Here is a 22,409-nt window from a genome sequence, read left to right on the forward strand (position 1 = left end):
AGCGGGCCCGGCCCTGACCGGGACACAGGAAGGACAGAACCAATGAAGGTCTATTACGACGCCGATTGCGATATCAACCTGATCGCAGGCAAGAAGATCGCCATCGTCGGCTACGGCAGCCAGGGCCACGCCCACGCGCAGAACCTGCGCGATTCGGGTGTCAAGGAAGTCGCCATCGCGCTTCGCGAAGGTTCGGCTTCGGCGAAGAAGGCCGAAGGCGCGGGCTTCAAGGTGATGAACAACAAGGACGCCGCCGCATGGGCCGACGTTCTCATGATCCTCGCGCCCGACGAGCATCAGGCCGCGATCTACGCTGCCGACATCCATGAGAACCTGCGCCCCGGCGCCGCGCTCGCCTTCGCGCACGGCCTCAACGTCCACTTCGGCCTTATCGAGCCGCGCGCCGACGTCGACGTCATCATGATCGCCCCCAAGGGTCCGGGCCACACCGTGCGCGGCGAATACCAGCGTGGCGGCGGCGTGCCCTGCCTCGTCGCGATCCATCAGGATGCCAGCGGCAACGCCCACGACATCGCACTTGCCTACGCTTCGGGCGTCGGCGGCGGCCGTTCGGGCATCATCGAGACCAACTTCCGCGAGGAATGCGAAACCGACCTGTTCGGTGAGCAGGCCGTGCTCTGCGGCGGCACCACCGCACTGGTCCAGGCCGGTTTCGAGACGCTGGTGGAAGCCGGTTACGCCCCCGAGATGGCCTACTTCGAGTGCCTTCACGAGCTGAAGCTGATCGTCGACCTGATGTATGAAGGCGGCATCGCCAACATGCGCTACTCGATCTCGAACACCGCCGAATACGGCGACATCAAGACCGGTCCGCGCATCATCACCGAAGAGACCAAGAAGGAAATGAAGCGCGTTCTGGAAGACATCCAGTCGGGCCGCTTCGTGAAGGACTTCGTGCTCGACAACCGCGCCGGTCAGCCCGAGCTGAAGGCCTCGCGCATCGCCGCCAAGCGTCACCCGATCGAAGAGACCGGCTCGAAGCTGCGCGCGATGATGCCGTGGATCGGTGCCAACGCTCTGGTCGACAAGACCAAAAACTGAGCAGGAAAATGATGCAGTGACACGCTGTTGTCACTTGTGCATTTGACGAATTGAAGGAGACGGCGCAGGACTTGCGTCGTCTCCTTTTTCGTTTTTCAGGGAACGTTCGTCTTATGCGCAAAGCCCCCCTTCTCGGCACCGCCGCTCTGGCACTCGCCGCGCTTGCCGCCACGCCTCTCCTTGCCCAGCAGGACGGCGATCATGCCGGTCATCGTGGCGGCGGCATGATGGCAGAACCCCTCCACGGCGCAGGCACCCCTGCTGACGTCAAGGCGGGCACTTACGCCGTTGAGCCCAGCCACACGCAGGTCGCCTTCAGCGTTTCGCACATGGGCATCTCGCCGTTCGCCGGCACGTTCTCGGGCGCCAGCGGCTCGATGCAGCTCGACCCGGCGGACCTGTCGAAGACCAAGCTCACCGTCACCATCCCGACGGCCAGCGTGCAGACCACCAGCGCCAAGTTGACGGAGGAACTCAACAGCGCCGACTGGCTCGATTCGGGCAAGTTCCCGACCGCCACCTTCGTCGCCACCTCGGTCAAGCCGATGGGTGACAGCATGGCGATGATCGAAGGCTCGCTGACGCTGCACGGCGTGACCAAGCCGGTGATGATCGGTGCGCGCTTCTTCGGCGCCGCGCAGAACCCGATGAGCAAGAAGGACTCGATCGGCTTCCTGGGCCGCATGGTGATACACCGCTCGGAATTCGGCGTGACCAAGTACGTGCCGCTCGTCTCCGATGAGACGGTGCTGGTCATCAACGCCGCGTTTGAAAAGCAGTAAGTCCTGATCGCCGCCGTTCGGGATGCTCTCGAACGGCGGCACTTTCCATGACCACGCAACCGGGGGGATGCGACTACACATGAGCGATGAATTTCCGATCGAACGGCAGGAAGGCGTCAACCGCGTCGAGGCGTTTTCCGATGGCGTGCTGGCGATCATCGTCACGATCATGGTGCTGGAACTGAAAGTTCCGCATCAGGAAAGCATTACGGCGCTGCTGGAACTGTGGCCGGTCTTCCTCGCCTATGTGCTCAGCTACGCCTACGTGGCGATCTACTGGGTGAACCACCATCGCCTGTTCGGCCTCGCCCGCAAGGTGACAGGCGGGCTGCTGTGGTCGAACATGGCGCTACTCTTCACGCTCTCGCTGATCCCGTTCACCACGGCCTACCTTGGCGAGCATCATTTCGAGCGGGACGCCGCCGTGCTTTATCTTGCCAGCCTGATGCTGGCCGCCCTCGCCTATGTCGTGCTGCAAAGGCAGATCAAGCAGACCGGCGCGCGCGATACGGCTGCACGGCACTATCACCATGCCACGATGCGCAAGGGGCTTGCCGCTGCCATGGTCTACTTCGCAGGCATTCCGCTCAGCTTCGTCTCTGCGTGGCTGGGGGTGGCTTGTGCTGCGCTTGTGGCGGTGTTCTGGATGCTGCCGTGGAGTCCGCTGGACGCGCTGTTCTCCGACCGCTCCGCAAGGAAATAACGCGCAAGGGCACCCGAATATCCTTTACATTGCCGGAAAGCCTGCCCATAGGCTCCGGCATGACTATCCAGCTCGGCCTTATCCTGCGACTTACCCGCCCTTGGGCGTGAGGTGACGCGTCGGCCTGCGACGCGCCAAGGCGCTCAAGGGGACCGAACCACCTGACAGGATTAGCGTTTTACCCGAGTGAGATTACCCCCGATGACGATGCTGAAAGACCCTTCGGTCAAGTACCGCCCCTTCCCGCAGATCGACCTGCCGGACCGCAAGTGGCCCTCTGCGGTCATCACCAAGGCGCCGCGCTGGCTCTCCACCGATCTGCGTGATGGCAACCAGGCGCTGATCGACCCGATGGGTGCGGAAAAGAAGAACCGCTTCTTCGACCTGCTTGTGAAGGTCGGCCTCAAGGAGATCGAGGTCGGTTTCCCGAGCGCCGGCGCGACCGAGTTCGACTTCATTCGCGGGCTGGTCGACAACAACCGTATCCCCGAAGACGTGTTGGTCCAGGTGCTGACCCAGTCGCGCGAAGACCTCATCACCCGCTCGTTCGAGAGCCTGGCAGGCGTGCACGCCGCGATCGTCCATCTCTACAACGCCGTCTCGCCGCTGTGGCGCCAGGTGGTGTTCGGGATGGAAAAGCCCGAGATCAAGCAGATCGCCGTCAACGGCGCCAAGGTCATGCGCGATCAGGCCGCGAAGTATCCGCAGACCGACTGGCATTTCCAGTATTCGCCCGAGACGTTCTCGACCGCCGAACTCGATTTCTCGATCGAGTGCTGCGCAGCCGTGATGGACGTGTTCCAGCCGACGCCGGAAAAGCCGATCATCCTCAATCTGCCCGCGACGGTCGAGGCTGCGACGCCCAACGTCTATGCCGATCAGATCGAGTATTTCTGCCGCCATCTGCCGAACCGGGAATCGGCGGTGATCAGCCTGCACACCCACAACGATCGCGGCACCGGCGTCGCGGCGGCGGAACTGGGCCTGATGGCCGGGGCAGACCGCGTCGAAGGCTGCCTGTTCGGCAATGGTGAGCGTACCGGCAACTGTTGCCTGGTGACGGTTGGCCTCAACATGTACACGCAGGGCGTCGATCCCGAACTGGACTTCTCGGACATCGACGAGGTGATCCAGACGGTCGAATACTGCAATCAACTGAAGGTTGCCGAGCGTCATCCCTACGGCGGCGAACTGGTGTTCACCGCCTTCTCCGGCTCGCATCAGGACGCGATCAAGAAGGGCTTCGCCGCGCAGGAAACGCGCAACGACGAACTCTGGGCCGTGCCTTACCTGCCGATCGATCCCGCTGATCTGGGCCGCAGCTACGAGGCGGTGATCCGCGTCAACTCGCAGTCCGGCAAGGGCGGTTTCGCCTGGGTGATCGAGCAGGATCAGGGCCTCAAGCTGCCCAAGCGCATGCAGGCGCACTTCTCGCGCCACGTGCAGGATCTCGCCGACGAACTGGGCCGCGAATTGCAGGCAGGCGATATCTGGGAGGTGTTCCGCAAGGCCTATCGCCTCGACGATCCGCAGCGCTTCAAGCTCATCAACTGGGATGAAGCCCGCGCCGCCGACGGCAGCCGCGTGTTTGCAGGCACCATCGGCGTCGACGGGCAGGAACAGTCGGTCTCGGGACGCGGCAAGGGCCTGATCTCCTCGGTAACGGCAACGCTGGCGGAGAGCTTCGGCATCCACATCGACGTGCGCGACTATGCCGAGCATTCGATGGGCAAGAACTCGGACGCCAATGCGGCCGCCTATGTCGAGTGCGTCACGCCCTCGGGCCAGGTGATCTGGGGCGTGGGCATCGACGAGGACGTCGCTACCGCCAGCGTCCGCGCCGTGCTGAGCGCCGCCAACGCGGTGATCGCCGAGGCCTGATTTCCAATACGGTTCCATGTGGAAGGCCCGTTCGTGCAACAGCGCGGACGGGCCTTTTTACGTATACGTCAACCATACTCGACAGCCCGCTCGGCCCGCGCTAGAAGGGATTTAATCGAACGATTAAAAAAGGTCAGAGGATGCCCCTTCCCGCCCGTCTGGCGAACCTGCGCCTGCCCGTGATCGGTGCGCCGCTGTTCATTGTTTCCGGTCCCGATCTGGTGATCGCGCAAGTCCGCGCCGGGATCGTCGGCAGTTTTCCAGCGCTCAACGCCCGCCCTGCCAGCCAGCTCGATGAGTGGCTTTGCCGGATCGAGGAAGAAACACAGGGCTGCGCCGCGCCGTTTGCGGTCAATCTGATCGTCCATCGCTCCAACAACCGGCTGGAGGAAGACCTTGCGCTGCTGGAACGCCACAAGGTGCCGTTGGTCATCACCTCCCTCGGCGCCAATCCCGAGATCAACGCCGCTGTCCACGGCTGGGGCGGCGTGGTGCTGCACGATGTGATCGACGATCGCTTCGCCCGCAAGGCTGTGGAGAAAGGTGCCGACGGCCTGATCGCGGTCGCCGCAGGGGCCGGCGGTCATGCCGGGCGCCAGAGTCCGTTCGCGCTGGTGCAGGAAATCCGCCAGTGGTTCGACGGACCGCTGGCCCTGTCAGGCGCCATCGCCAACGGGCGCGCCGTGCTCGCCGCCAGGGCACTGGGGGCCGACTTCGCCTATATCGGCAGTCCGTGGATCGCCACACATGAGGCACAGGCGAGCGAGGCCTACAAACAGGCTATCGTCGAGGGACGCGCTGCGGACATCGTGAACTCCAGTCTCTTCACCGGCGTCCACGGCAATTATCTTCGGCCCTCAATCCTTGCCGCAGGACTAGATCCCGACAACCTTCCCGAAGGCAACGTCGCGCAAATGGACTTCGGCTCGGGCGGCAATACCGCTGCAAAGGCCTGGAAAGACATCTGGGGCGCGGGACAGGGTATTGGCGCCATCGATGGCGTCACTCCTGCTGCTGAGTGGGTGGAGCGCCTGGAAGCGGAATATCAGTCTGCCCGCAACGCTCTGATCGGCATGGCCTGAGGAACAAACGAAACCAGCGGATCGGCCTGCGGCCATTCGGTTGCCGACCATAGCATATCCACCATTGCGTCCAGATCGGCAAAGGCAGCGCCCCCCGGAAGCCTGTCATGCCGGTTCAGCCGCAAGCTGCGCCGCTCATGTGTCAACAGATACCGCCTCAGCGCGCGCTGCAAAAGATCGATACGCATCCGCAAAGCGACATCCGCACGTTCAGGATCGCGACGACGCGATATCGCCCACTGCGCCTCGATCTGTCCGACACGTTCGGTGACCAGCTGCGTATAACTGCGGTGTGGCCCCCGATGAAGCGGCAACCCCGAACGCAGCGCAGCCTGCTCATGACAGGGCAGCAACAATCCGTTGCGACGGAAGTCTTCGAACCGCATCCGATGCCCTTCCATCGTCGCGAACATGGGACCGAACACCGTGCGATTGAGAAGTTGCCGTGGCAGGAGGTGGTGCCGCTGCAAACCTGCATCGAAATCCGGTCGCCCACGACAATTGACCGAACGAAACGGCAGATGCGTGCGCGAAACTATGGAGCCCACGCCTGTCAGTTCTCGCGCCAGGCCCAGATCTGATTGGCGAAATGGGAAGGCTCCAGATGCAACGTGGCGCCCTCGATCTCGATCCGTCGGGGCTGTTGCAGGCGGCCTTCCCGCACCAGAAGATCGATAACACGCACCGCCAGCTTGATCCCTGCTGATGCAGGCTCCCCCTCACGTCCCTGAAGCTGCAACTCCTGCCCTGTGAAATGCGCCAGCCCACGGCTTGCGACACTGCCATCGGATGCCACTGCAATCGCCGTCAGCCCCAATACCGGAAACGCACCGCCTCCCAGCCAGTTCATGACGATACGAGCGAAATAGCTTGGATCCATCAGTGTTCCTGCCGGCCCCCAGCCCACCGCAACAACGGGCAGCCGCAAGGCCAGGTCTGCCGCGAGCCCCAGCATCGCCCGAAGGATGGGCAACAATGTCGCACCCGATGCAATATGGGGCCCCGGCCCCAGCACCAGACATTCGGTGGTGCCCGGTACATTGCCAGCAGCGAATCCGAGCCGGAAAGCAGCATCGGCGACGTCGACGCCATTTCCGGGAAGCAGCCCGGACAGATCGAAGGTCAATCCGCTGGCCAGCAGTTCCACCCACCCCCCGTCCTGCGCGCGATGCGAGACGCGCGCGACGACCTGACCAACCGCCTCATCGTCCAGAAAGTCTTCCAGCGCATCGGCATCCGGGCGCTGACCCTCTGAAAAATGCAACGTGACAACACCGCGCCCCGTACGCCCGGCATCGCCAGAAGAGGTTGCAGCAAGATCAGCTGTTGTTGGCTCGTCCAGAATGTCGCTCCCTCCTCCGCCAGCTCCAATAGGCCCTAAATCAGCACTCCCGTCGAGTCCCGTAGATGGTAAACCCAATACAAAGCTTGCGTGCTTGGCGACAGGGGCAGAACTGGTCTAACCGCGTACTTATGGCATCGCGATCTACATCCGCCGTTTTCGGCGTCGAACGCTCTCTTTCCAGCAAGGCATGGCGCTGGCGGGGCGGCAACATGGACCTCAGCGACGGCCCTGCCGGGCTGAACGACGATATCGTCACCCAGCTCCTGCTCTCGCGCGGTGTTCCGCGCGAGGATATCGAGCGGCACCGTAATCCGACGCTCAATGCCTTTCTGCCCGACCCCTCGCACTTTCGCGACATGGATACGGCCGCAGAACGATTGGCAAAGGCGGTCGTCTCCGGTGAAACGATCACAGTCTATGGCGACTATGACGTCGACGGCGCCACCAGCGCAGCGCTGCTGATCCTGTTCCTTCGCGAGTTGGGCATCGATGCGCGGTACTATATCCCTGATCGCCTGCTTGAAGGGTACGGCCCTTCCGGCGAAGCGCTGGTAAAGATCGCCGGCGAAGGCTCTAGCCTGATCGTCACCGTGGACTGCGGCGCCATGGCGCACGAGGCGCTGGAGATGGCCCACGAGGCAAAAGTCGATGTCATCGTGGTCGACCATCACAAATGCTCACCGCAGCTCCCCCGTGCCGCTGCGCTGGTCAATCCGAACCGGCTGGACGAAAGCGACCTCGGCGCCGAGCACGGCCACCTTGCAGCGGTGGGGGTCGCCTTCCTGCTTGTCATTGCGACCCGGCGAGCGCTGGAACGACAGGGCTATTTCGGGACGCGTCGCAAGCCCAATCCGAAAGTCCTGCTGGACCTCGTTGCTCTGGGCACCGTCGCGGACGTCGCGTCACTGCATGGCCTGAACCGCGCTCTGGTCGCCGAGGGGCTGAAGATCATGGCCGGACGCCGCAACATCGGCATGTCCGCGCTGATCGATGCAAGCCGTCTCAATCGCGCACCGACCTGTTCCGACCTCGGCTTCGCACTTGGCCCGCGCATCAATGCGGGCGGACGCGTGGGCGAATCGACACTGGGCGTGCGCCTGCTGACCACCACGGACGCCGAGGAAGCGCGCGACATCGCCGCACAGCTTTCCCGCCTCAACGACGAGCGCCGGGCTATCGAGCAGGCCGTACAGGAAGCGGCCGAGATGCAGCTTGCTGCGCAGCATAACCGCGCGGTCATCGTCGTATCCGGAGCGGGCTGGCACCCCGGCGTGATCGGCATTGTCGCCGGACGCATCAAGGAGAAGACCGGTAAACCCACGCTGGTCCTTGCCATGGATGCGGACGAGGCGGGCAACGGCAAAGGATCGGGCCGCTCGATCGCCGGCGTGGACCTTGGCGCGGCGATCATTGCCGCACGCGAGGCCGGACTGCTGATTGCAGGCGGAGGCCACGCCATGGCCGCAGGTCTGACCGTTGCCCCGGACAAACTGGACGCACTGTCGGAATGGCTCGACGAACGACTGACGGGCGATGTGGCGCGGGCCTCTGCCAGCCAGATCGTATCACTCGATCTCGCGCTGGCGCCCGGCGGCCTTACCCCTTCGCTGGTGGAGACGCTGGAGAGCGCTGGCCCCTACGGCATGGGCTGGCCCGGCCCGCGTGTCGCTGTCGGCCCTGTGCGGATCGTGAAGGCAGACGTGGTCGGGGCCGACCACTTGCGCCTGATCGTCAGCGGACAGGACGGCTCCCGCTTCAAGGCGATGGCTTTCCGCGCTGCTGAAAGCGACATGGGACAGGCCCTGCTTCATGCAGCACAGGGCCGCCGCCTGTGGCTCGCAGGACGGGCGAAGATCGATGACTGGGGCAGCCGCCCCGCCGCCGAACTGCACCTCGACGACGCCGCCTTTCTGGACTGAATCTGCTTTTTTTCGCCTCGGTTAAATTATTTGAACATCGGGGGTTGACCACCTGCCAGACCACCGGTAGAGGGCCGGTCCTGCCTCCGGCGCAGCACGGAATGGCCCCATCGTCTAGCGGTCTAGGACGTCGCCCTTTCACGGCGAAAACACGGGTTCGAGTCCCGTTGGGGTCACCATCCGGCACTGCGCCGGGAGGCAGTTAAATGGCTTAACGGCCCCTTCGTCTAGCGGTTAGGACGCGGCCCTCTCACGGCTGAAACACGAGTTCGATTCTCGTAGGGGTCACCATTTTCTTTCGCTGTATCCGGAAGATCAAATCTTCCTTTCGCGAAACCCTTCATCCAACATGACGGTCTGTTTCTCAAGCTTGCATCCGTGTGGTATGAGCCCGCGCTGAGCTTTGCCAGCGGCAGGGAGACCTCCAGCAAATCCACAGGACGGTGGAAAGCCCGCCTGAACGAATCAGGGATTCGATTCGGCCAGCGGCAGCGTGATGCTCGCCACGATCCCGCCCCCCTCGCGATTTTCCAGCGACACCTCACCCCCCAGAAGCCGCGCCTGCGCCCGCGCGATCGCAAGTCCCAAGCCCGTGCCGCCAGTCAGGCGGGAGCGGCTCTGCTCGGCGCGCGCGAAGGGCTCGAACATGCGTTCGATCTGATCGGGCGCGATACCCGGCCCCTCGTCGCTGACCTGGATTTCCAGGACGCTCTGCGCCGTGTGGCAGTCGATTCTGGCGAAGCCGCCGTACTTGACCGCGTTCTCCAGCAGATTGCCGACACATCGGGCCAGCGCGTCAGGACGGGTGCGCAGCACCAGACCGCTCGTCTTCCCAAGATCGACATCCGCGCCCATGTCCACCGCGTCGGCGACGATACTGGCCAGCAGCGAGTCGATATCGACCATCGACCATGGCTCCTCGCTGCGTTCGCTGCGCGCCAGCATCAGGCCTTCGCGCACAATCGCCTGCATCATTGCCACATCGGCCTCCAGACGCGCCCGCACGACCGGGTCTTCCACATCATCCAGCCGCAACTGCATGCGGGTAAGCGGCGTCTGGAGATCGTGGCTGATCGCCGCCAGCATCGCAGTGCGCTGGCGGTGTCCCTCGCTGACGCGATGCTGCATCAGGTTGAAAGTCGCGATCGCGGTACGCACTTCCAGCGGCCCTGCCTCGGGCAGTGGCGACGGCTCGGCATTGACCGAAAACGCCTCGGTCGCGCGGGTCAGCTGGCGCAGCGGCTTGATCGTCAGCAACGTCACCAGCGTCACCAGCGAGGCGCTGAGCACGATCACGATGCCCAGCAGGATCGGGTCGATCAGATCCTGACGGCGGCTGAGATATTCGGGCAGGCCGATCGTCAGCAAACGACGCTTGCCGTGAGGATCGACAAAGCGGATCAGCCAGCAGTCGGGCACCGATCCCCAGCCCTGCGATCCGCCGGGCTGATCGTCGGACTGCCCCGCCGGAAAGCAATAGCTGCGCGGCATCACCTCGCCGACGGCCCACGCATCGGTGCCCAGCGAGGCCTGCAAAAGTGCAGTAATGGCCTTGTCCGGCTGCATGGCGTGGCCATCCGGCATGACCAGACGAACATGGCGGACAAGCCCCGATTGCAACAACTGTTCGGTTTGCGCCGGCGCCACGCCGAGCCGTTCGCGAATATCATGGGTATTGCTGGCAACGCTCTCCATCCGCAGGCGCGTGATCTTGATCCGATGGGCCTGCTCTGCCAGCGTCAGCGAGAGGCCCGCCACCAGCGCGACGACGACTGTCAGCAACACCGCCAGTCGGCCCGCCAGCGAGGACCAGATCCATCGCAGCGGTCGCGCGATACGCGTCATTCGAAACGCACGGTCGTTGCGAAGACATAGCCTTCGTTGCGCATGGTGAAGATCAGCCCTTCGTCGGCACCGGCTGCAACCAGCTTCTGGCGCAGGCGGCTGATCTGCAACACGATGGACCTGTCGACAGCCACCGTTGCCTTGCGTTCGGGCAGCAGCGCTTCCTTGGAGAGAACCCGGTTGGGATTATCGACGAAGCGCTCCAGCAGGCGGAATTCGGCGGACGAGAGGATCACCAGCCGTCCGTCCGCCGCGATCAGCCGCCGCCCAATCAGGTCCAGCCGCCAGTCCCCGAAGATCGCGAACCGCACATTGCGCGGGCGTCCGCTCGGCAAGGTACTGAACCGCTGGACAAGCTTGCGTACGCGGGCCAGCACCTCACGAAAATCGAAAGGCTTGGTCACATAATCGTCGGCGCCGAGTTCAAGGCCGAGCACGCGATCGACCGTGCTGTCGCGCGCCGTCACCATGATGATGACACCGGCATAGCCTTCCGCACGAAGCTGCGTACACAAGCTGAGGCCATCCCCGTCGGGAAGGTTCAGATCGAGAATGATGATGCCGATCGCATCCTCGGACACCACCTGCCGGATCTCGGCGACATTTCCCGCCGTACGCACGGCGAAACCCTCGCGCACGAAGCGCGAGGCCATCATCTCGCGGATGTCGTCATCGTCGTCGGCGACCAGTATCAGGGTATTTGCGGGGTCGGGCATGTCCTGCATGCCTCCGGCTATAGGCCCCGCGATACCCCGCCGCCAGCCTGCCCTCCGCTGCTGAGATATTTCGAGACAAAGCGAGAAAGCGGGAGACCAGCCGAGACGCCCCGATCCTGTCCCTGCCCCACGAAGCGACGCTATCGCCTTTGCGCAAATGGTCCGGCGAGTGCCTGCCATGCGCCTCTCGCGCGTGCCCTCGCCCTTCGTGGAGTGCATCATGGAAAACGAGCGGCGGCGCCGGTATGGCGTGTTTGCAGGGCTGGCGCTGGTCGCCTGCGGCCTCGGCGGCTGGGCGATGTTCCACAAACCGGCGGACAAGGCCAAGAAGGTTCACCCGGTTCCCGTCACCGCCGTCGCAGCCGTCCGTCGCGATCTGCCCCTGACGGTCAGCGCCCTTGGCGCCGCGCAGGCCTGGACCAGCGACACGATCTTCGCGCGCGTCAGCGGCATGCTGACCAAAGTGAACTTCACCGAAGGCTCGCAGGTCCACGCAGGGCAGGTTCTCGCCGAAGTCGATCCTGCACCGTTCCGCGCCGCACTGATGGTCGAGACCGGCACCCTGCACCGCGATCAGGCGATCCTTGCCGGAGCGGAGCGCGACCTTCAGCGCTACAAGACCCTGCTCGCCACCAACGCCGTGCCGCGCCAGACCGAGGAAGACGAAGAGGCGACAGTCGCGCAGGATCGCGCAACGGTGGAGATGGACCGCGGCAACGTCCAAACCGCGCAGATCAACCTCAGCTGGACCCGCATTGTCTCGCCCGTCACCGGTCGCGCCGGTGTGCGTCTGGTCGATCCCGGCAACCTCGTCAGCTCCAGCGGATCGACCGCCAGTGCGCAGAGCACCGCCGCCGCGACGAGTTCGGCATCCAGCAGCAGTTCCAGCGGCAGCGGCATCGTGGTCATCAACCAGCTCCAGCCGATCGCCGTGACCTTCACCATTCCCGAAGGCCAGTTCTCGCAGCTGGCGCAGATGACCGACGGCTTCCGCAAGCCGCTGCCGGTGCAGGCCTTCGGGCAGGAAAGCCAGCAACTGCTCGACAGCGGCCAGCTGACCATTACCGACAACAAGGTCGATCAGGCCACGGGCTCGGTCGAGCTGAAGGCGAAATTCGCCAATAGCGCCATGCACCTGTGGCCCGGTCAGTTCGTCAACGTGAAGCTGGCGACGCAGACCCTGCACGATGCCACCGTCATTCCCGATGCCGCCGTCAATCGCGGACCGAACGGCAGCTATGCCTTCGTCGTCGGTGCCGACAACAAGGTGCAGATGCGCCCTCTGACCGTGCTCGGCAGCGATGACGGGTTCACCGCCGTCAAGACAGGCGTGAAGCCGGGCGACAAGGTCGTCGTCGATGGCCAGATGATGCTGAAAGCCGGATCGCCGGTGAAGGTCACCGGATCGCAGGCGCCGGAGACCGGCGCATGAATATCTCGCGCCCCTTTATCCTGAGGCCGGTGGCGACAGCGCTGCTGGCCTTTGCCGTGCTGCTGGCCGGTATCGTCGCCTATTTCAGCCTGCCGGTTGCCTCGCTGCCTGCCGTGGATTTCCCGACGCTTCAGATCAGCACCAGCCTGCCCGGCGGCAGCCCGACGACGATGGCCTCGAACGTGGCGACCCCGCTGGAGCGCCAGTTCTCGCTGATCCCCGGCGTCACCCAGATGACCTCCAGCAGTTCGCTGGGCTCGACCAGCATCACCTTGCAGTTCGCGCTCAGCCAGTCGGTCGAATACGATTTCCAGCAGGTGCAGGCCGCCGTCAACGCCGCCAGCGCGCAGCTGCCCAGCAACCTTCCCGCGCAGCCGACGATCCGTCAGGTCAACCCGGCCGACACCCCGATCATGGTGCTGTCGCTGACCTCGAAGACCCTGCCGATCGACACGGTGGACAACTTCGCCGACACGATCTTCTCGCAGCGCATGTCGCGCATCGAAGGTGTGGGACAGGTCACGATAGGCGGCCAGCAGAAGCCCGCCGTGCGCATCGAGATCGATCCGCGCAAAGCCGCCGCGCGCGGTCTCGACGTGAACACCATCCGCACCAAGATCACCGCCCAGACGCTCAATTCGCCCAAGGGCTCGATCAACGGCGGCCAGCAGGCGCTGACGATCTATGCCAACGACCAGATTCTCGACGCCAAGGGCTGGCGCGATCTGGTGGTCGGCTACAATCAGGGTGCAGCCGTCCACCTGTCCGATATCGGCAGCGTCAGCGACGGGGTAGAGAACAACCAGATCGGCGCGTGGATTTTCCCCGGCAAGGCCGATCCGGACAAGGAAGTGCAGGCCGGACAAGGCATCCTGCTCGTCGTCTTCAAGCAACCCGGCGCCAATGTGATCGACACGGTCGACCGCATCAACCAGGCGCTTCCCTCGATGGAAGCCAATATCCCGCCGGGCATCCACGTCAGCGTGCTGCGCGACGGCACCCAGACCATCCGCGCCTCCGTGGCCGACGTGCAGAACACCATGCTGCTCACCATCGTTCTGGTGGTCGGCGTGATCTTCGTGTTCCTGCTCGACTGGCGCGCGACGATCATCCCCAGCACCATCATCCCGCTCGCCCTGCTGGGAGCGGCAGGCGCACTGCTGTTCCTGGGCGACAGTCTCGACAACCTCTCGCTGATGGCGCTGAGTATCGCCGTGGGCTTCGTGGTGGATGACGCGATCGTCATGGTCGAAGTCATCTGGCAGAAGATGGAGCACGGTGCCGGACCGCTCGAAGCCGCACTGGCAGGGGCAGGTGAAGTGGGCTTCACCCTGCTGTCGATCACCGTCTCGCTGATCGCCGTGTTCACGCCGCTGATGTTCATGGGCGGTGTCGTCGGCCTGCTCATGCACGAATTCGCCGTGGCGCTGAGCGCTGCCGTGCTCGTCTCGATGCTGCTCACGCTGACGGTCACGCCGATGCTCTGCGGGCAGTTCCTCAAGCAGCCCAAGCCCCCGCAGCATCGCTTCACGCGCGCGATGGAGAACGGCTTCAAGCGCATGGAGGCCAGCTACGAGCGTGGCCTGACGTGGGTGATGGACCATCGCCTGCTGACGCTGATAAGCTTCCTTCTGACCATCGTTCTGGCAGGCGTGCTCTATGCCACCGCCAGCACCGGCTTCTTCCCTGAGGAAGACACCGGCCTGCTCGGCGGCCTGATGCAGACCTCACAATCGTCCACCTTCCCGCAGACCAAGGCGAAAGCGCAGGAAGTGGGCAGGATCATCGCCTCCGACCCGGCCGTCAGCGCAGTCGGCATGTTCGTGGGCAATGGCAGCGGCAACCAGGCCAACATGTTCATTGCGCTCAAGCCCATGTCGGAAGGCCGCAAGATCACCGCGCCCGAGATCATCGCCCGTCTGCGGCCCAAGCTCGCCAAGGTGATCGGCGCACGGACGATCCTTCAGGCCCGTCAGGATATCAACATGGGTGGCCGTTCGGGTCAGGCGGAATACCAGTACACGCTGGCCGATGCCGACATGGACGAACTCAACACATGGTCGCCCAAGATGCTGGCGGCGATGCAGAAGCTGCCCGAACTGCGCGACGTCAACTCCGACCAGCAGTCGCAGGGCGCCTCGCTCAACCTCGACATCGACCGTGCCGCCGCAGCGCGCTTCGGTCTGACCCCCACCGACGTCGACGATGCCGTCTACGAGATGCTGGGACAGGACGAGATCGCGCAGTTCTACACCCAGCAGAACAGCTATCACGTCGTCATGGAGGCGCCGCCAAAGCTGCAGGAAACGCCCGACATCCTCAATTCGATGTTCGTGCTGTCCTCCACCACCGGCAAGACCGTACCGCTCTCGCTGTTCGTCAAGGCGACGCCTTCGGGCGGCACCCCGGTCTCGGTCAATCATCAGGGAGAATTCCCTGCCGTGACGCTCTCGTTCAACCTTGCCCCCGGTGTCTCGCTCAGTCAGGCGACGGCGGCGATCGAGAACATGCGCGATACGTTGGGCGCGCCCAACACGCTCTCCGGCGCCTTCCAGGGCAATGCGCAGGCGTTCAAGCAGTCGCTCTCCAGTGAGCCGGTGCTGATCCTCGCCGCGCTGATCGCCGTCTACGTGATCCTGGGCGTGCTCTACGAGAGCTTCATCCACCCGATCACGATCCTGTCCACCCTGCCCTCCGCAGGCCTCGGCGCCCTGCTTGCGCTGCGGCTGGCGGGAGAAGATCTGAACGTGATCGGCATCATCGGCATCATCCTGCTGATCGGCATCGTGAAGAAGAACGGCATCATGATCGTCGACGTGGCGATGCGGCTGGAACGCGAGGAAGGACTGAGCGCCACAGAGGCTGCCTTCAAGGCCTCGGTCCAGCGTTTCCGCCCGATCCTGATGACCACGGCCTGCGCGGCGCTGGGCGGCGTGCCGATGATCCTGATGCACGGCACCGGCTCGGAATTCCGCCAGCCGCTGGGCTATGCGATCGTCGGCGGGCTGATCGTCAGCCAGATCCTGACGCTGTTCTCGACGCCGGTGGTCTACACCTACCTCGACCGGCTTCGCGGCAAGCATGCCCACGATCCCAGCCATATCGATCCCGATCATATCCAGCCTCAGGCGGAGCCCGCATGATGAACGCGTTCAAGCTCAAGGCCGCCTGCGCCCTGTCACTGACGGCCTGCCTGCTCGCCGGATGCGCGGTGGGGCCGAACTATCACCGCCCGAGCGCCCCCGAAGCCCCGCGCTTCAAGGAGGCCGAGGGCTGGGTGCCGAGCCGTCCGGCAGACGATGCCGCGCGCGGACCGTGGTGGACGATGTTCGGCGATCCGGTCCTTGATGGACTGGAGGACAAGGTCGCCACCTCGAACCAGACGGTGAAGGAATACGAGGCCGCCTGGCGCGAGGCCGCGCAGACGACCGCTGCCGCGCGCGCCACGCTGTTCCCGACGGTCGGCGCGGACCTGTCCTCGCAACGCACGCATACCTCCGGTGCGGCCTCAAGCTCCGGCCAGTCGTCCACCGGCACCACCCACACCGCCGCGCTCGATGCAAGCTGGGTGCCGGACCTGTGGGGACAGGTACGTCGCAATGTGGAAAGCGACAAGGCGCTTGCCGAAGCCAGTTCCGCCGATCTTGCCGATGCGAAACTGGCCGCGCAGGCCAGCCTTGCGCAGGACTATTTCGAACTGCGCGTGCTGGACGAGCAGGCCGGGGTCTATCGCCGCATGGTGGAGCAGTACCAGCGGTTCCTGACGCTCACGACCAACCAGTTCAACGCGGGCACCGTCGCCCAGTCCTCGGTAATCAGCGCGAAGACGCAGCTCTATGCCGCACAGGCCTCGCTCGTCGATCTGGGCGTGCGGCGCGCGGCGATGGAGCATGCCATCGCGGTCCTGATGGGCATGGCACCGGCGCAGTTCTCGCTGCCCGCAGCGCCGCTCAGCCATGCCGTGCCCGTCGCCCCGGTCAGCCTGCCCTCCACCCTGCTGGAGCGCCGCCCCGACATCGCCGCCGCCGAACGCCGCATGGCCTCTGCCAACGCGCTGGTCGGCGTCGCGGTCGCCTCGTACTTCCCGACCGTCACGCTTTCCGGCGAATACGGCAGCAGCGCGAGCAACCTCGGCAAGCTGTTCGGCGCCGCCACCAGCCTGTGGTCGCTGGGGGCCGACGTTGCCGATACGATCTTCGACTTCGGCGCCCGCCACGCCAAGGAACGTGAGGCGAAGGCGGCCTACGACGAGTCGGTCGCCACTTATCGCCAGACCGTGCTCACCGCGTTTCAGGGCGTCGAGGACGAACTGGCGGCCCTGCGCGTCTACCAGCAGGAGAGCGATATCCTGATCCACACGCAGGACGCCGCGCATCAGGCGGTCGTGCTCGACATGGCCGAATATCAGCAGGGCACGGTCGACTACACCACGGTTCTTACCGCGCAGGCGACCGAACTCACCGCATCGCAGAACGTCCTCACCGTGTTGCAGGACCGTCTACAGGCAAGCGTGCTGCTGGTCGAAGATCTGGGCGGCGGCTGGCAGGCCAACGACATGAAGGCTTCCTGAGGGCTGCACATCCGGTGCGATTGGCGTTAGGGATCACCCCCCTTTCGCACCGGACGTCATCTTCCATGCAGCTTGCCCAGCCCCTCTATCCCATCGGCATCGTCGGCACCGGCCGCGTGGCGCAGGCTCTGGCGCAAGCGCTCGCCGGAGCCGGGCAATTGGCGATCTGGGGCCGCGATGCGGGCAAGGCACAAGAGCTGGCGGCACGCATCGGCGGCGAGACCTGCGCCTCGACCGACACAATGCTCGGCAGTTGCAAGACGGTGATCCTTGCCGTCGCCGACGATGCGCTGGCGCCGCTGGTCGCGCAACTCGGCAGCGGTGAGCAACTGGGCCACCATCCGCTGGTCTGCCACGTGAGCGGCCGCAGCGGTGCCGCGCTGCTCGAACCGCTGGGCAAGCGCGGGGCGCTGATCGCCGCGATCCATCCGGCGATGACCTTCACCGGCGATCCGCAGGCCGAGCGCGAGCGCATGATCGGCGCCCGCTTTGCCGTGACAGCGCCCGATCCTGCCGCCTGCGAAGCCGCGCATGCGCTGGTCGCACTACTCGGCGGCGTGGCGGTGGACGTGACCGAAGAGCACCGCACGCTGTATCACGCGGCGCTCAGCCATGCAGCGAACCATCTCGTCACCCTGCTGAGCGGCGCACAGGACATGCTGCGCGCCAGCGGCATCAGTGAGCCTTCACCGCTGCTGGCGCCGCTCGTCCACGCGGCTCTGGAGAACACGCTGGCGAAAGGCTTCGAGGCGCTTTCCGGCCCGCTGCTGCGCGGCGACAGCGGCACGATCGAAGGCCACCTCAAGGCCATCGCGGAAAACAGCCCTCGACACCTTCCCGCCTACCGCGCCATGGCCACCGCCACACTCGACGAACTGGAGAGGCAGGGCCGGGAACCGGACGCCGTCCTTCGCGCCCCGCTCACCTGACCCCTTCCCCAAGTTATTCGGCCAGTTGCGCGCGCCCGGCCTCGTAGCGATCCACCAGCCACAGGTTGAACTGGCGCTGCGCCCCTTCCTGCCACGAATAGCGCCCGCGCGGCGCGAAGCGCGAATTGAGGCCTGCCTGCACCATCAGATCGACGTGGAGATCCTGCCCGACGATCTCGGTCACGGCCTCCTCGTTCATCTTCATCTTCAGGTCGTAAAGTTCGTCCTGCATCGCACCTGCCGTCACCAGCGTGCCCATCGTCAGGCCATGGCTGTCCGCCGCGCGTGCATCGAGGATCAGGTAGAGCACCATGTCGTTCATCACGACCATGGAGAGGCTCGGCGGCAGGTTCACGAACAGCACCCGGTTGCGCTCTTCCTCGGTCAGATCGGGAAACACCTCGAACAGAGCTTTCAGCGTCGGGTTGAAACTGGCGTGCGGGTGGGTCGAGCCGTTAAGGCGGTAGTACCCGGCAGTTCCCTCCGGCAGCTCCGGGAAGCTGGCAAGCGAGCTTGGTACGATATCGTGCAGCGGGCCATGGTGCAGGCGGTTGGCGTGATAGCCGTCGTTGTTGTTCTCGAACATCACCTTCCAGTTCCACGGATAGACCGTGGGTTCGCCCGGCTGCGGCCCCTTCAGATCGGCCACGGCATAGTTCGCCATCACCGGCTCCAGACAGGCAAGACGCGGCGCCAGCGGTTCGGCATCAGGGTCGAAGTTCACGAACAGGAAGCCGTGCCAGCTTTCCAGCTTCAGTTTGGGCAGGCTGTTCTGCGCCTTGTCGAAATTGCAGGTCTTGCTCATCGCAGGCGCGGCGACCAGCCTGCCGTCGAGCGCGTAGCTCCAGTGGTGGTAGGGACACAGGAACCCGCGTGCATTGCCGCGCCCTTCGGCCACCAGCATCGCCCGGTGCTGGCACACTGCCGACATCGCGTTGAGCGATCCGTCCTGCGCCCGCGCCACGATGATCGGCTCTCCCGAATGGCTGAACGTGTAATAGTCCCCCACGCTCGGCACCCAGTCCTCGCGCCCGACGCAGAGCCATTCGCGCATGAAGATCGCCTCCTTCTCGAAGCCGAAGAACTCCTGCGAGGTATAGCAGGCAGGCGGCAGCGATTCGGCCACTTCGGTCTCGCGCACGGACGAGGCGAAGCTGTCGAAGAAGTCACGGGTCAGGACGGTCATCGCGAAAAGTCTCCGGTAAAGTCGGGAATTGAGGAAGGATCAGAGAACCAGCGCGACCGCGCGCACCGGACAGCCGGTCGCGCCACGCACCTTGATCGGGAAGGCCTGGATCAGGAACCGCTCCCCTGCGAGTTCCTCGAGACGGGTCAGTTGCTGGACCATGCACACGTTGTTGGAGAGCCAGATCTGGTGGGTGGGATCCCACCACTCCTCAGGGTCGTCCATGCCGATCAGGTCGGTGGCGAACATCGTCATGCCGCGATCGACCAGCCACTGCGCGGTCTCGGTCGGCACATGCGGGCGGTTGCGGCCCATGTCGGCCTGCCCCCAGACCTTGTCGACGCCGGTCCAGCACACGCACGCCACATCCGGGCCGATCCGCCCACCGGCTTTCACTTCCGCCGCCTCGAAATCAGCCACGGTAATCGGCTCTCCGGCCTGCTTGTGGGTAAGATCCAGCAGCAGTCCCGGCAGCATCAGGCGTTCGAGCGGCAGTTCGTCGATGGCAAGGCCGGGCTCGTGGAAGTGGCGCGGCGCGTCCAGATGCGTCCCGCAGTGTTCGGGGAACATCATCATGTGCGTTTCGTAGGACGCCTTGCCGTCGGTCATCATCGCGGTGCGCTTGAAGTTGTCCATCAGCGGGAACGTCACCGCCCAGCCGCCGCCATTGCGCATGTTCTCGAACATCGGATGGCTGAGATCGACGATCCGCCGGAATGGTGACACGGTAGCAGGCATCGAGGGCATTCTCCTGAACGGGCTTGGCGTTCAGACTATGCGGCACACCACCTCGATGCTTTGCGAAACGTGCGCTGCGATTTGCGCTTGCGAAACATCGCGCAATTCATACGATTGTGGTTGGGAGATGGTGCCCCTCGGTCTTTTGAAAGGCAATCCGAGGAGGACGCACATGCCGCATAGCCGCTTCGATGCCACTGCCCTGCCCCCCGCTGCCCGGCTTTCCGGCTGGTGCGGCGCGCTGTCCGATTTCGCGATCACCACCGACTGCGCCCTCGCCTCCGCCGAGGCGCGAGAGGCCAGCGTCGCACAGTTCCGCTCGCCGCGCGGGATCAGCTTTTCCGTGCTCGAAGGTGGCGCGCAGACGTTCGCGCCGATGGCACAGCGCAACGATGCCGTGTTCTGGCTGACGATGGTGATGCGCGGCACAGCCACGCTCAGGATCGATGGTCGTCCGGTTTCCGTCACCCCCGGCGATGTGCTGTTCGCGCGGCGCGGCGCCCCCGGAGAACTGGAAATGCACAGCGATTTCCGCATCGCCATGGCGAACATTCCCGCCGATCTGCTCGCCCGCGCCAGTCTGGTCTCGCTGCCGGTGAACCTGATCCACCTCAAGGATGCGCCCGGCCCGGTGCGCGTGCTGGGCGCGATGCTGGCCGCCGTCACCGAAAGCATCGAGCGGCTCGACGAGGCCAGCGCCCTCGCCATGGAAACCGCGCTGGTGCAACTGCTGCTCGGCAGTCTGTTCGACGATCCCGCGCGCAACCCGCTGGGCGGCCTCGCCTCGGTGCGCGCAGGCGCGCTGCGGCGCATCTGCCGCTCGATCGAGGAGAACCTGCACGACGGCGAACTCAGCCTGTCGACCGTCGCGAAAATACACCGCGTCTCAGTGCGCTATGTGCAGATGCTGTTCGCCGAAAGCGGCCACACCTTCCGCGGCCATCTGCGCACCCGGCGGCTGGAGCGCTGCCGCGAAGCGCTGGGCGATCCGCACCAGAAGAACGCCTCGCTCACCGAAATCTGCCTCAACTGGGGGTTCGGCGACAGCGCCTCGTTCAGCCGCGCCTTCCGCGAGGAGTACGGCTGCACGCCCAGCAGCTACCGCAGCGAAGCACTGGGCGCTGCACGCAATTCCGTCGATCGCCTGCGCAATGTCAGGCTGGTGGAACACTAAGGCAGGGGCACATCCGCGCCGACCAGACCCTCGGCGCGAAGCTCCTGCCAGAATGCGTCGGGCACCGGCTGGTGCAGATGGGCGACCGTCTCGCCGATGCGTTCGGGGCGAGAGGTGCCCACCAGCACCCGCTCGATCGCCGGATGCGCCAGCACGAAGCGCATCGCTGCACCGGGCAGCAATACCGCATGCCGCGCACAGAGCGCCTCCAGCTTGCGCACGCGGGCCACGATATTCTCGGGGGCCTCGCGATAATCGAAGCGCGCGCCCTGCGCCGTGCCCGAGGCGAGAATGCCCGAATTGAACACGCCGCCCGCCATCACCCGCACCCCGCGCCGCTGCGCGGTCGGCAGGAACGTTTCGAGGCCCGACTGGTCGAGCAAGGTATAGCGCGAGGCCAGCAGCCCCACGTCGAAATCACCGCCCGCCAGCGCCCGTGCGCCAACCTCGGCGCCATTTGCGGCAAAGCCGATCTGCGCCGTATCGCCTGCCCGCTTCAGTTCCTCCAGCGCCTTCATGCCGCTGTCGAGCAGCACGACAAGCTGTGCCTCGGTCGCCGCGCCGTGGTTTCCCTCGTCCAGTTCGTGGACCAGCAGCATATCGACACGCGTCAGCCCCAGTCGCATCACCGACTGCTCGAACGCGCGCATGAAGCCGTCGTAGGAATAGTCGAACACGCCCGCAAACGGCAGCGCGGCGGCGAAGAACTCGCGCTTTCCGGCCTCCTCCCCGCGCACCAGATAGCGCCCCACCTTGGTGGAGACCTGCAGCCCCTCATCCGCATGATCGCGCAGGAACGCGCCTGTACGCAACTCGCTGAGCCCTTTACCATAGCCGGGCGCTGTATCGAACAGCGTAATCCCCGCCGCCCGCGCCGCTTCCAGCACCCCGCGCGCCTCGCCTTCATCGATGGCACGGTGGAGGTTGCCGATTTCGGCACCTCCGAAAGCAAGGCAGGCGGCGGGATCGAGATCAGGGCTGGTCATGAAAACGCTTGTGCCGCCCGGCCCCTGGCAACGCTTGCCCGAATACGCACCGCGCTTTG

At 64.8% G+C, this 22,409-nt stretch carries 18 protein-coding genes and 2 tRNA genes; 13 read left to right on the plus strand and 7 right to left on the minus strand.

The genetic code is table 11. The annotated features are described in order from the left end of the window. Positions 1-42: 42 nt before the first annotated feature. The 5 genes from ilvC to AC3EC3_RS06295 all read left to right on the plus strand — a co-directional run bounded on the left by ilvC (position 43) and on the right by AC3EC3_RS06295 (position 5,510). Positions 43-1,062 carry a ketol-acid reductoisomerase gene (gene ilvC / locus AC3EC3_RS06275; RefSeq protein ID WP_488488750.1) on the plus strand — a complete coding sequence of 340 codons (1,020 nt, stop codon included), beginning with the start codon at positions 43-45 and terminating at the stop codon, positions 1,060-1,062. A 113-nt stretch (positions 1,063-1,175) separates the two neighbouring features. Beyond that, on the plus strand, positions 1,176-1,844 hold the full coding sequence (locus AC3EC3_RS06280; protein WP_488488751.1) for a YceI family protein: 669 nt from the start codon (positions 1,176-1,178) through the stop codon (positions 1,842-1,844). Positions 1,845-1,923: 79 nt separating this feature from the next. Beyond that, entirely contained in the window at positions 1,924-2,547 is a 624-nt protein-coding gene (locus tag AC3EC3_RS06285; protein ID WP_488488752.1) for a TMEM175 family protein, read from the plus strand. 201 nt (positions 2,548-2,748) lie between these two features. Then, positions 2,749-4,428 carry a 2-isopropylmalate synthase gene (gene leuA / locus AC3EC3_RS06290; protein ID WP_488488753.1) on the plus strand — a complete coding sequence of 560 codons (1,680 nt, stop codon included), beginning with the start codon at positions 2,749-2,751 and terminating at the stop codon, positions 4,426-4,428. A gap of 140 nt (positions 4,429-4,568) precedes the next feature. After that, positions 4,569-5,510 carry an NAD(P)H-dependent flavin oxidoreductase gene (locus AC3EC3_RS06295; protein ID WP_488488754.1) on the plus strand — a complete coding sequence of 314 codons (942 nt, stop codon included), beginning with the start codon at positions 4,569-4,571 and terminating at the stop codon, positions 5,508-5,510. On the opposite strand, the gene AC3EC3_RS06300 is transcribed toward AC3EC3_RS06295, so the two are convergent. Then, positions 5,474-6,058, minus strand: coding sequence for an AHH domain-containing protein (locus tag AC3EC3_RS06300; RefSeq protein WP_488488755.1), 585 nt, complete (start codon positions 6,056-6,058; stop codon positions 5,474-5,476). The genes AC3EC3_RS06295 and AC3EC3_RS06300 overlap by 37 nt on opposite strands. Before the next feature lie 5 nt (positions 6,059-6,063). Beyond that, on the minus strand, positions 6,064-6,774 hold the full coding sequence (locus tag AC3EC3_RS06305; protein WP_488488756.1) for a hypothetical protein: 711 nt from the start codon (positions 6,772-6,774) through the stop codon (positions 6,064-6,066). Positions 6,775-6,983: 209 nt separating this feature from the next. On the opposite strand from AC3EC3_RS06305, the gene recJ reads away from it, so the two are divergent. The 3 genes from recJ (at position 6,984) to AC3EC3_RS06320 (ending at position 9,065) form a co-directional block, all read left to right on the plus strand. Continuing rightward, positions 6,984-8,774 carry a single-stranded-DNA-specific exonuclease RecJ gene (gene recJ / locus AC3EC3_RS06310; protein ID WP_488488757.1) on the plus strand — a complete coding sequence of 597 codons (1,791 nt, stop codon included), beginning with the start codon at positions 6,984-6,986 and terminating at the stop codon, positions 8,772-8,774. Between the two features lie 103 nt (positions 8,775-8,877). After that, positions 8,878-8,953 (plus strand) — tRNA-Glu (locus tag AC3EC3_RS06315). Between the two features lie 37 nt (positions 8,954-8,990). Further along, positions 8,991-9,065: transfer RNA gene (locus tag AC3EC3_RS06320), tRNA-Glu, on the plus strand. A 174-nt stretch (positions 9,066-9,239) separates the two neighbouring features. Here the strand turns inward: AC3EC3_RS06320 and AC3EC3_RS06325 are convergent. Together AC3EC3_RS06325 and AC3EC3_RS06330 are read right to left on the minus strand one after the other, a co-directional pair. Further along, the gene (locus AC3EC3_RS06325) at positions 9,240-10,619 is read right to left on the minus strand and encodes a sensor histidine kinase (RefSeq protein WP_488488758.1); all 1,380 of its coding nucleotides are present in this window, start codon (positions 10,617-10,619) and stop codon (positions 9,240-9,242) included. After that, positions 10,616-11,344, minus strand: coding sequence for a response regulator transcription factor (locus AC3EC3_RS06330; protein ID WP_488488759.1), 729 nt, complete (start codon positions 11,342-11,344; stop codon positions 10,616-10,618). Before AC3EC3_RS06330 ends, AC3EC3_RS06325 begins: the two co-directional genes overlap by 4 nt. Before the next feature lie 169 nt (positions 11,345-11,513). On the opposite strand from AC3EC3_RS06330, the gene AC3EC3_RS06335 reads away from it, so the two are divergent. The 4 genes from AC3EC3_RS06335 (at position 11,514) to AC3EC3_RS06350 (ending at position 18,266) form a co-directional block, all read left to right on the plus strand. Then, complete coding sequence (locus tag AC3EC3_RS06335; protein ID WP_488488760.1) at positions 11,514-12,767, plus strand: efflux RND transporter periplasmic adaptor subunit; 1,254 nt, start codon at positions 11,514-11,516, stop codon at positions 12,765-12,767. Continuing rightward, positions 12,764-15,910: an efflux RND transporter permease subunit gene (locus AC3EC3_RS06340; protein ID WP_488488761.1), complete on the plus strand. Its 3,147-nt coding sequence runs from the start codon at positions 12,764-12,766 to the stop codon at positions 15,908-15,910. Before AC3EC3_RS06335 ends, AC3EC3_RS06340 begins: the two co-directional genes overlap by 4 nt. Continuing rightward, the gene (locus tag AC3EC3_RS06345; protein WP_488488762.1) at positions 15,907-17,337 is read left to right on the plus strand and encodes an efflux transporter outer membrane subunit; all 1,431 of its coding nucleotides are present in this window, start codon (positions 15,907-15,909) and stop codon (positions 17,335-17,337) included. Before AC3EC3_RS06340 ends, AC3EC3_RS06345 begins: the two co-directional genes overlap by 4 nt. 65 nt (positions 17,338-17,402) lie before the next feature. Continuing rightward, complete coding sequence (locus AC3EC3_RS06350; protein WP_488488763.1) at positions 17,403-18,266, plus strand: Rossmann-like and DUF2520 domain-containing protein; 864 nt, start codon at positions 17,403-17,405, stop codon at positions 18,264-18,266. Positions 18,267-18,279: 13 nt separating this feature from the next. On the opposite strand, the gene AC3EC3_RS06355 is transcribed toward AC3EC3_RS06350, so the two are convergent. Together AC3EC3_RS06355 and AC3EC3_RS06360 are read right to left on the minus strand one after the other, a co-directional pair. Continuing rightward, positions 18,280-19,452, minus strand: coding sequence for an aromatic ring-hydroxylating oxygenase subunit alpha (locus AC3EC3_RS06355; protein ID WP_488488764.1), 1,173 nt, complete (start codon positions 19,450-19,452; stop codon positions 18,280-18,282). 39 nt (positions 19,453-19,491) lie between these two features. After that, positions 19,492-20,190 carry a cyclase family protein gene (locus tag AC3EC3_RS06360; protein WP_488488765.1) on the minus strand — a complete coding sequence of 233 codons (699 nt, stop codon included), beginning with the start codon at positions 20,188-20,190 and terminating at the stop codon, positions 19,492-19,494. A 172-nt stretch (positions 20,191-20,362) separates the two neighbouring features. Here AC3EC3_RS06360 and AC3EC3_RS06365 point away from each other — a divergent pair, with 172 nt between their 5' ends. After that, entirely contained in the window at positions 20,363-21,364 is a 1,002-nt protein-coding gene (locus AC3EC3_RS06365; protein WP_488488766.1) for an AraC family transcriptional regulator, read from the plus strand. Here AC3EC3_RS06365 and AC3EC3_RS06370 read toward each other — a convergent pair. Beyond that, the gene (locus AC3EC3_RS06370; RefSeq protein WP_488488767.1) at positions 21,361-22,350 is read right to left on the minus strand and encodes an aldo/keto reductase; all 990 of its coding nucleotides are present in this window, start codon (positions 22,348-22,350) and stop codon (positions 21,361-21,363) included. The two genes, AC3EC3_RS06365 and AC3EC3_RS06370, sit on opposite strands and share 4 nt — an antisense overlap. Between the last annotated feature and the right edge of the window lie 59 nt (positions 22,351-22,409).

The organism is Novosphingobium sp. BAM6 (assembly GCF_057784955.1).

What these genes read in the sequence shown, in the direction of transcription:
- AC3EC3_RS06340 (WP_488488761.1), top strand. Translation starts at nt 12,764, where the DNA reads ATGAATATCTCGCGCCCCTTTATCCTGAGGCCGGTGGCGACAGCGCTG.
- ilvC (WP_488488750.1), top strand. Translation starts at nt 43, where the DNA reads ATGAAGGTCTATTACGACGCCGATTGCGATATCAACCTGATCGCAGGC.
- AC3EC3_RS06365 (WP_488488766.1), top strand. Translation starts at nt 20,363, where the DNA reads ATGCCGCATAGCCGCTTCGATGCCACTGCCCTGCCCCCCGCTGCCCGG.
- AC3EC3_RS06350 (WP_488488763.1), top strand. Translation starts at nt 17,403, where the DNA reads ATGCAGCTTGCCCAGCCCCTCTATCCCATCGGCATCGTCGGCACCGGC.
- recJ (WP_488488757.1), top strand. Translation starts at nt 6,984, where the DNA reads ATGGCATCGCGATCTACATCCGCCGTTTTCGGCGTCGAACGCTCTCTT.
- AC3EC3_RS06325 (WP_488488758.1), bottom strand. Translation starts at nt 10,619, where the DNA reads ATGACGCGTATCGCGCGACCGCTGCGATGGATCTGGTCCTCGCTGGCG.
- AC3EC3_RS06285 (WP_488488752.1), top strand. Translation starts at nt 1,924, where the DNA reads ATGAGCGATGAATTTCCGATCGAACGGCAGGAAGGCGTCAACCGCGTC.
- AC3EC3_RS06355 (WP_488488764.1), bottom strand. Translation starts at nt 19,452, where the DNA reads ATGACCGTCCTGACCCGTGACTTCTTCGACAGCTTCGCCTCGTCCGTG.
- AC3EC3_RS06295 (WP_488488754.1), top strand. Translation starts at nt 4,569, where the DNA reads ATGCCCCTTCCCGCCCGTCTGGCGAACCTGCGCCTGCCCGTGATCGGT.
- AC3EC3_RS06335 (WP_488488760.1), top strand. Translation starts at nt 11,514, where the DNA reads ATGCGCCTCTCGCGCGTGCCCTCGCCCTTCGTGGAGTGCATCATGGAA.
- AC3EC3_RS06370 (WP_488488767.1), bottom strand. Translation starts at nt 22,350, where the DNA reads ATGACCAGCCCTGATCTCGATCCCGCCGCCTGCCTTGCTTTCGGAGGT.
- AC3EC3_RS06280 (WP_488488751.1), top strand. Translation starts at nt 1,176, where the DNA reads ATGCGCAAAGCCCCCCTTCTCGGCACCGCCGCTCTGGCACTCGCCGCG.
- AC3EC3_RS06345 (WP_488488762.1), top strand. Translation starts at nt 15,907, where the DNA reads ATGATGAACGCGTTCAAGCTCAAGGCCGCCTGCGCCCTGTCACTGACG.
- AC3EC3_RS06360 (WP_488488765.1), bottom strand. Translation starts at nt 20,190, where the DNA reads ATGCCTGCTACCGTGTCACCATTCCGGCGGATCGTCGATCTCAGCCAT.
- AC3EC3_RS06330 (WP_488488759.1), bottom strand. Translation starts at nt 11,344, where the DNA reads ATGCAGGACATGCCCGACCCCGCAAATACCCTGATACTGGTCGCCGAC.
- leuA (WP_488488753.1), top strand. Translation starts at nt 2,749, where the DNA reads ATGACGATGCTGAAAGACCCTTCGGTCAAGTACCGCCCCTTCCCGCAG.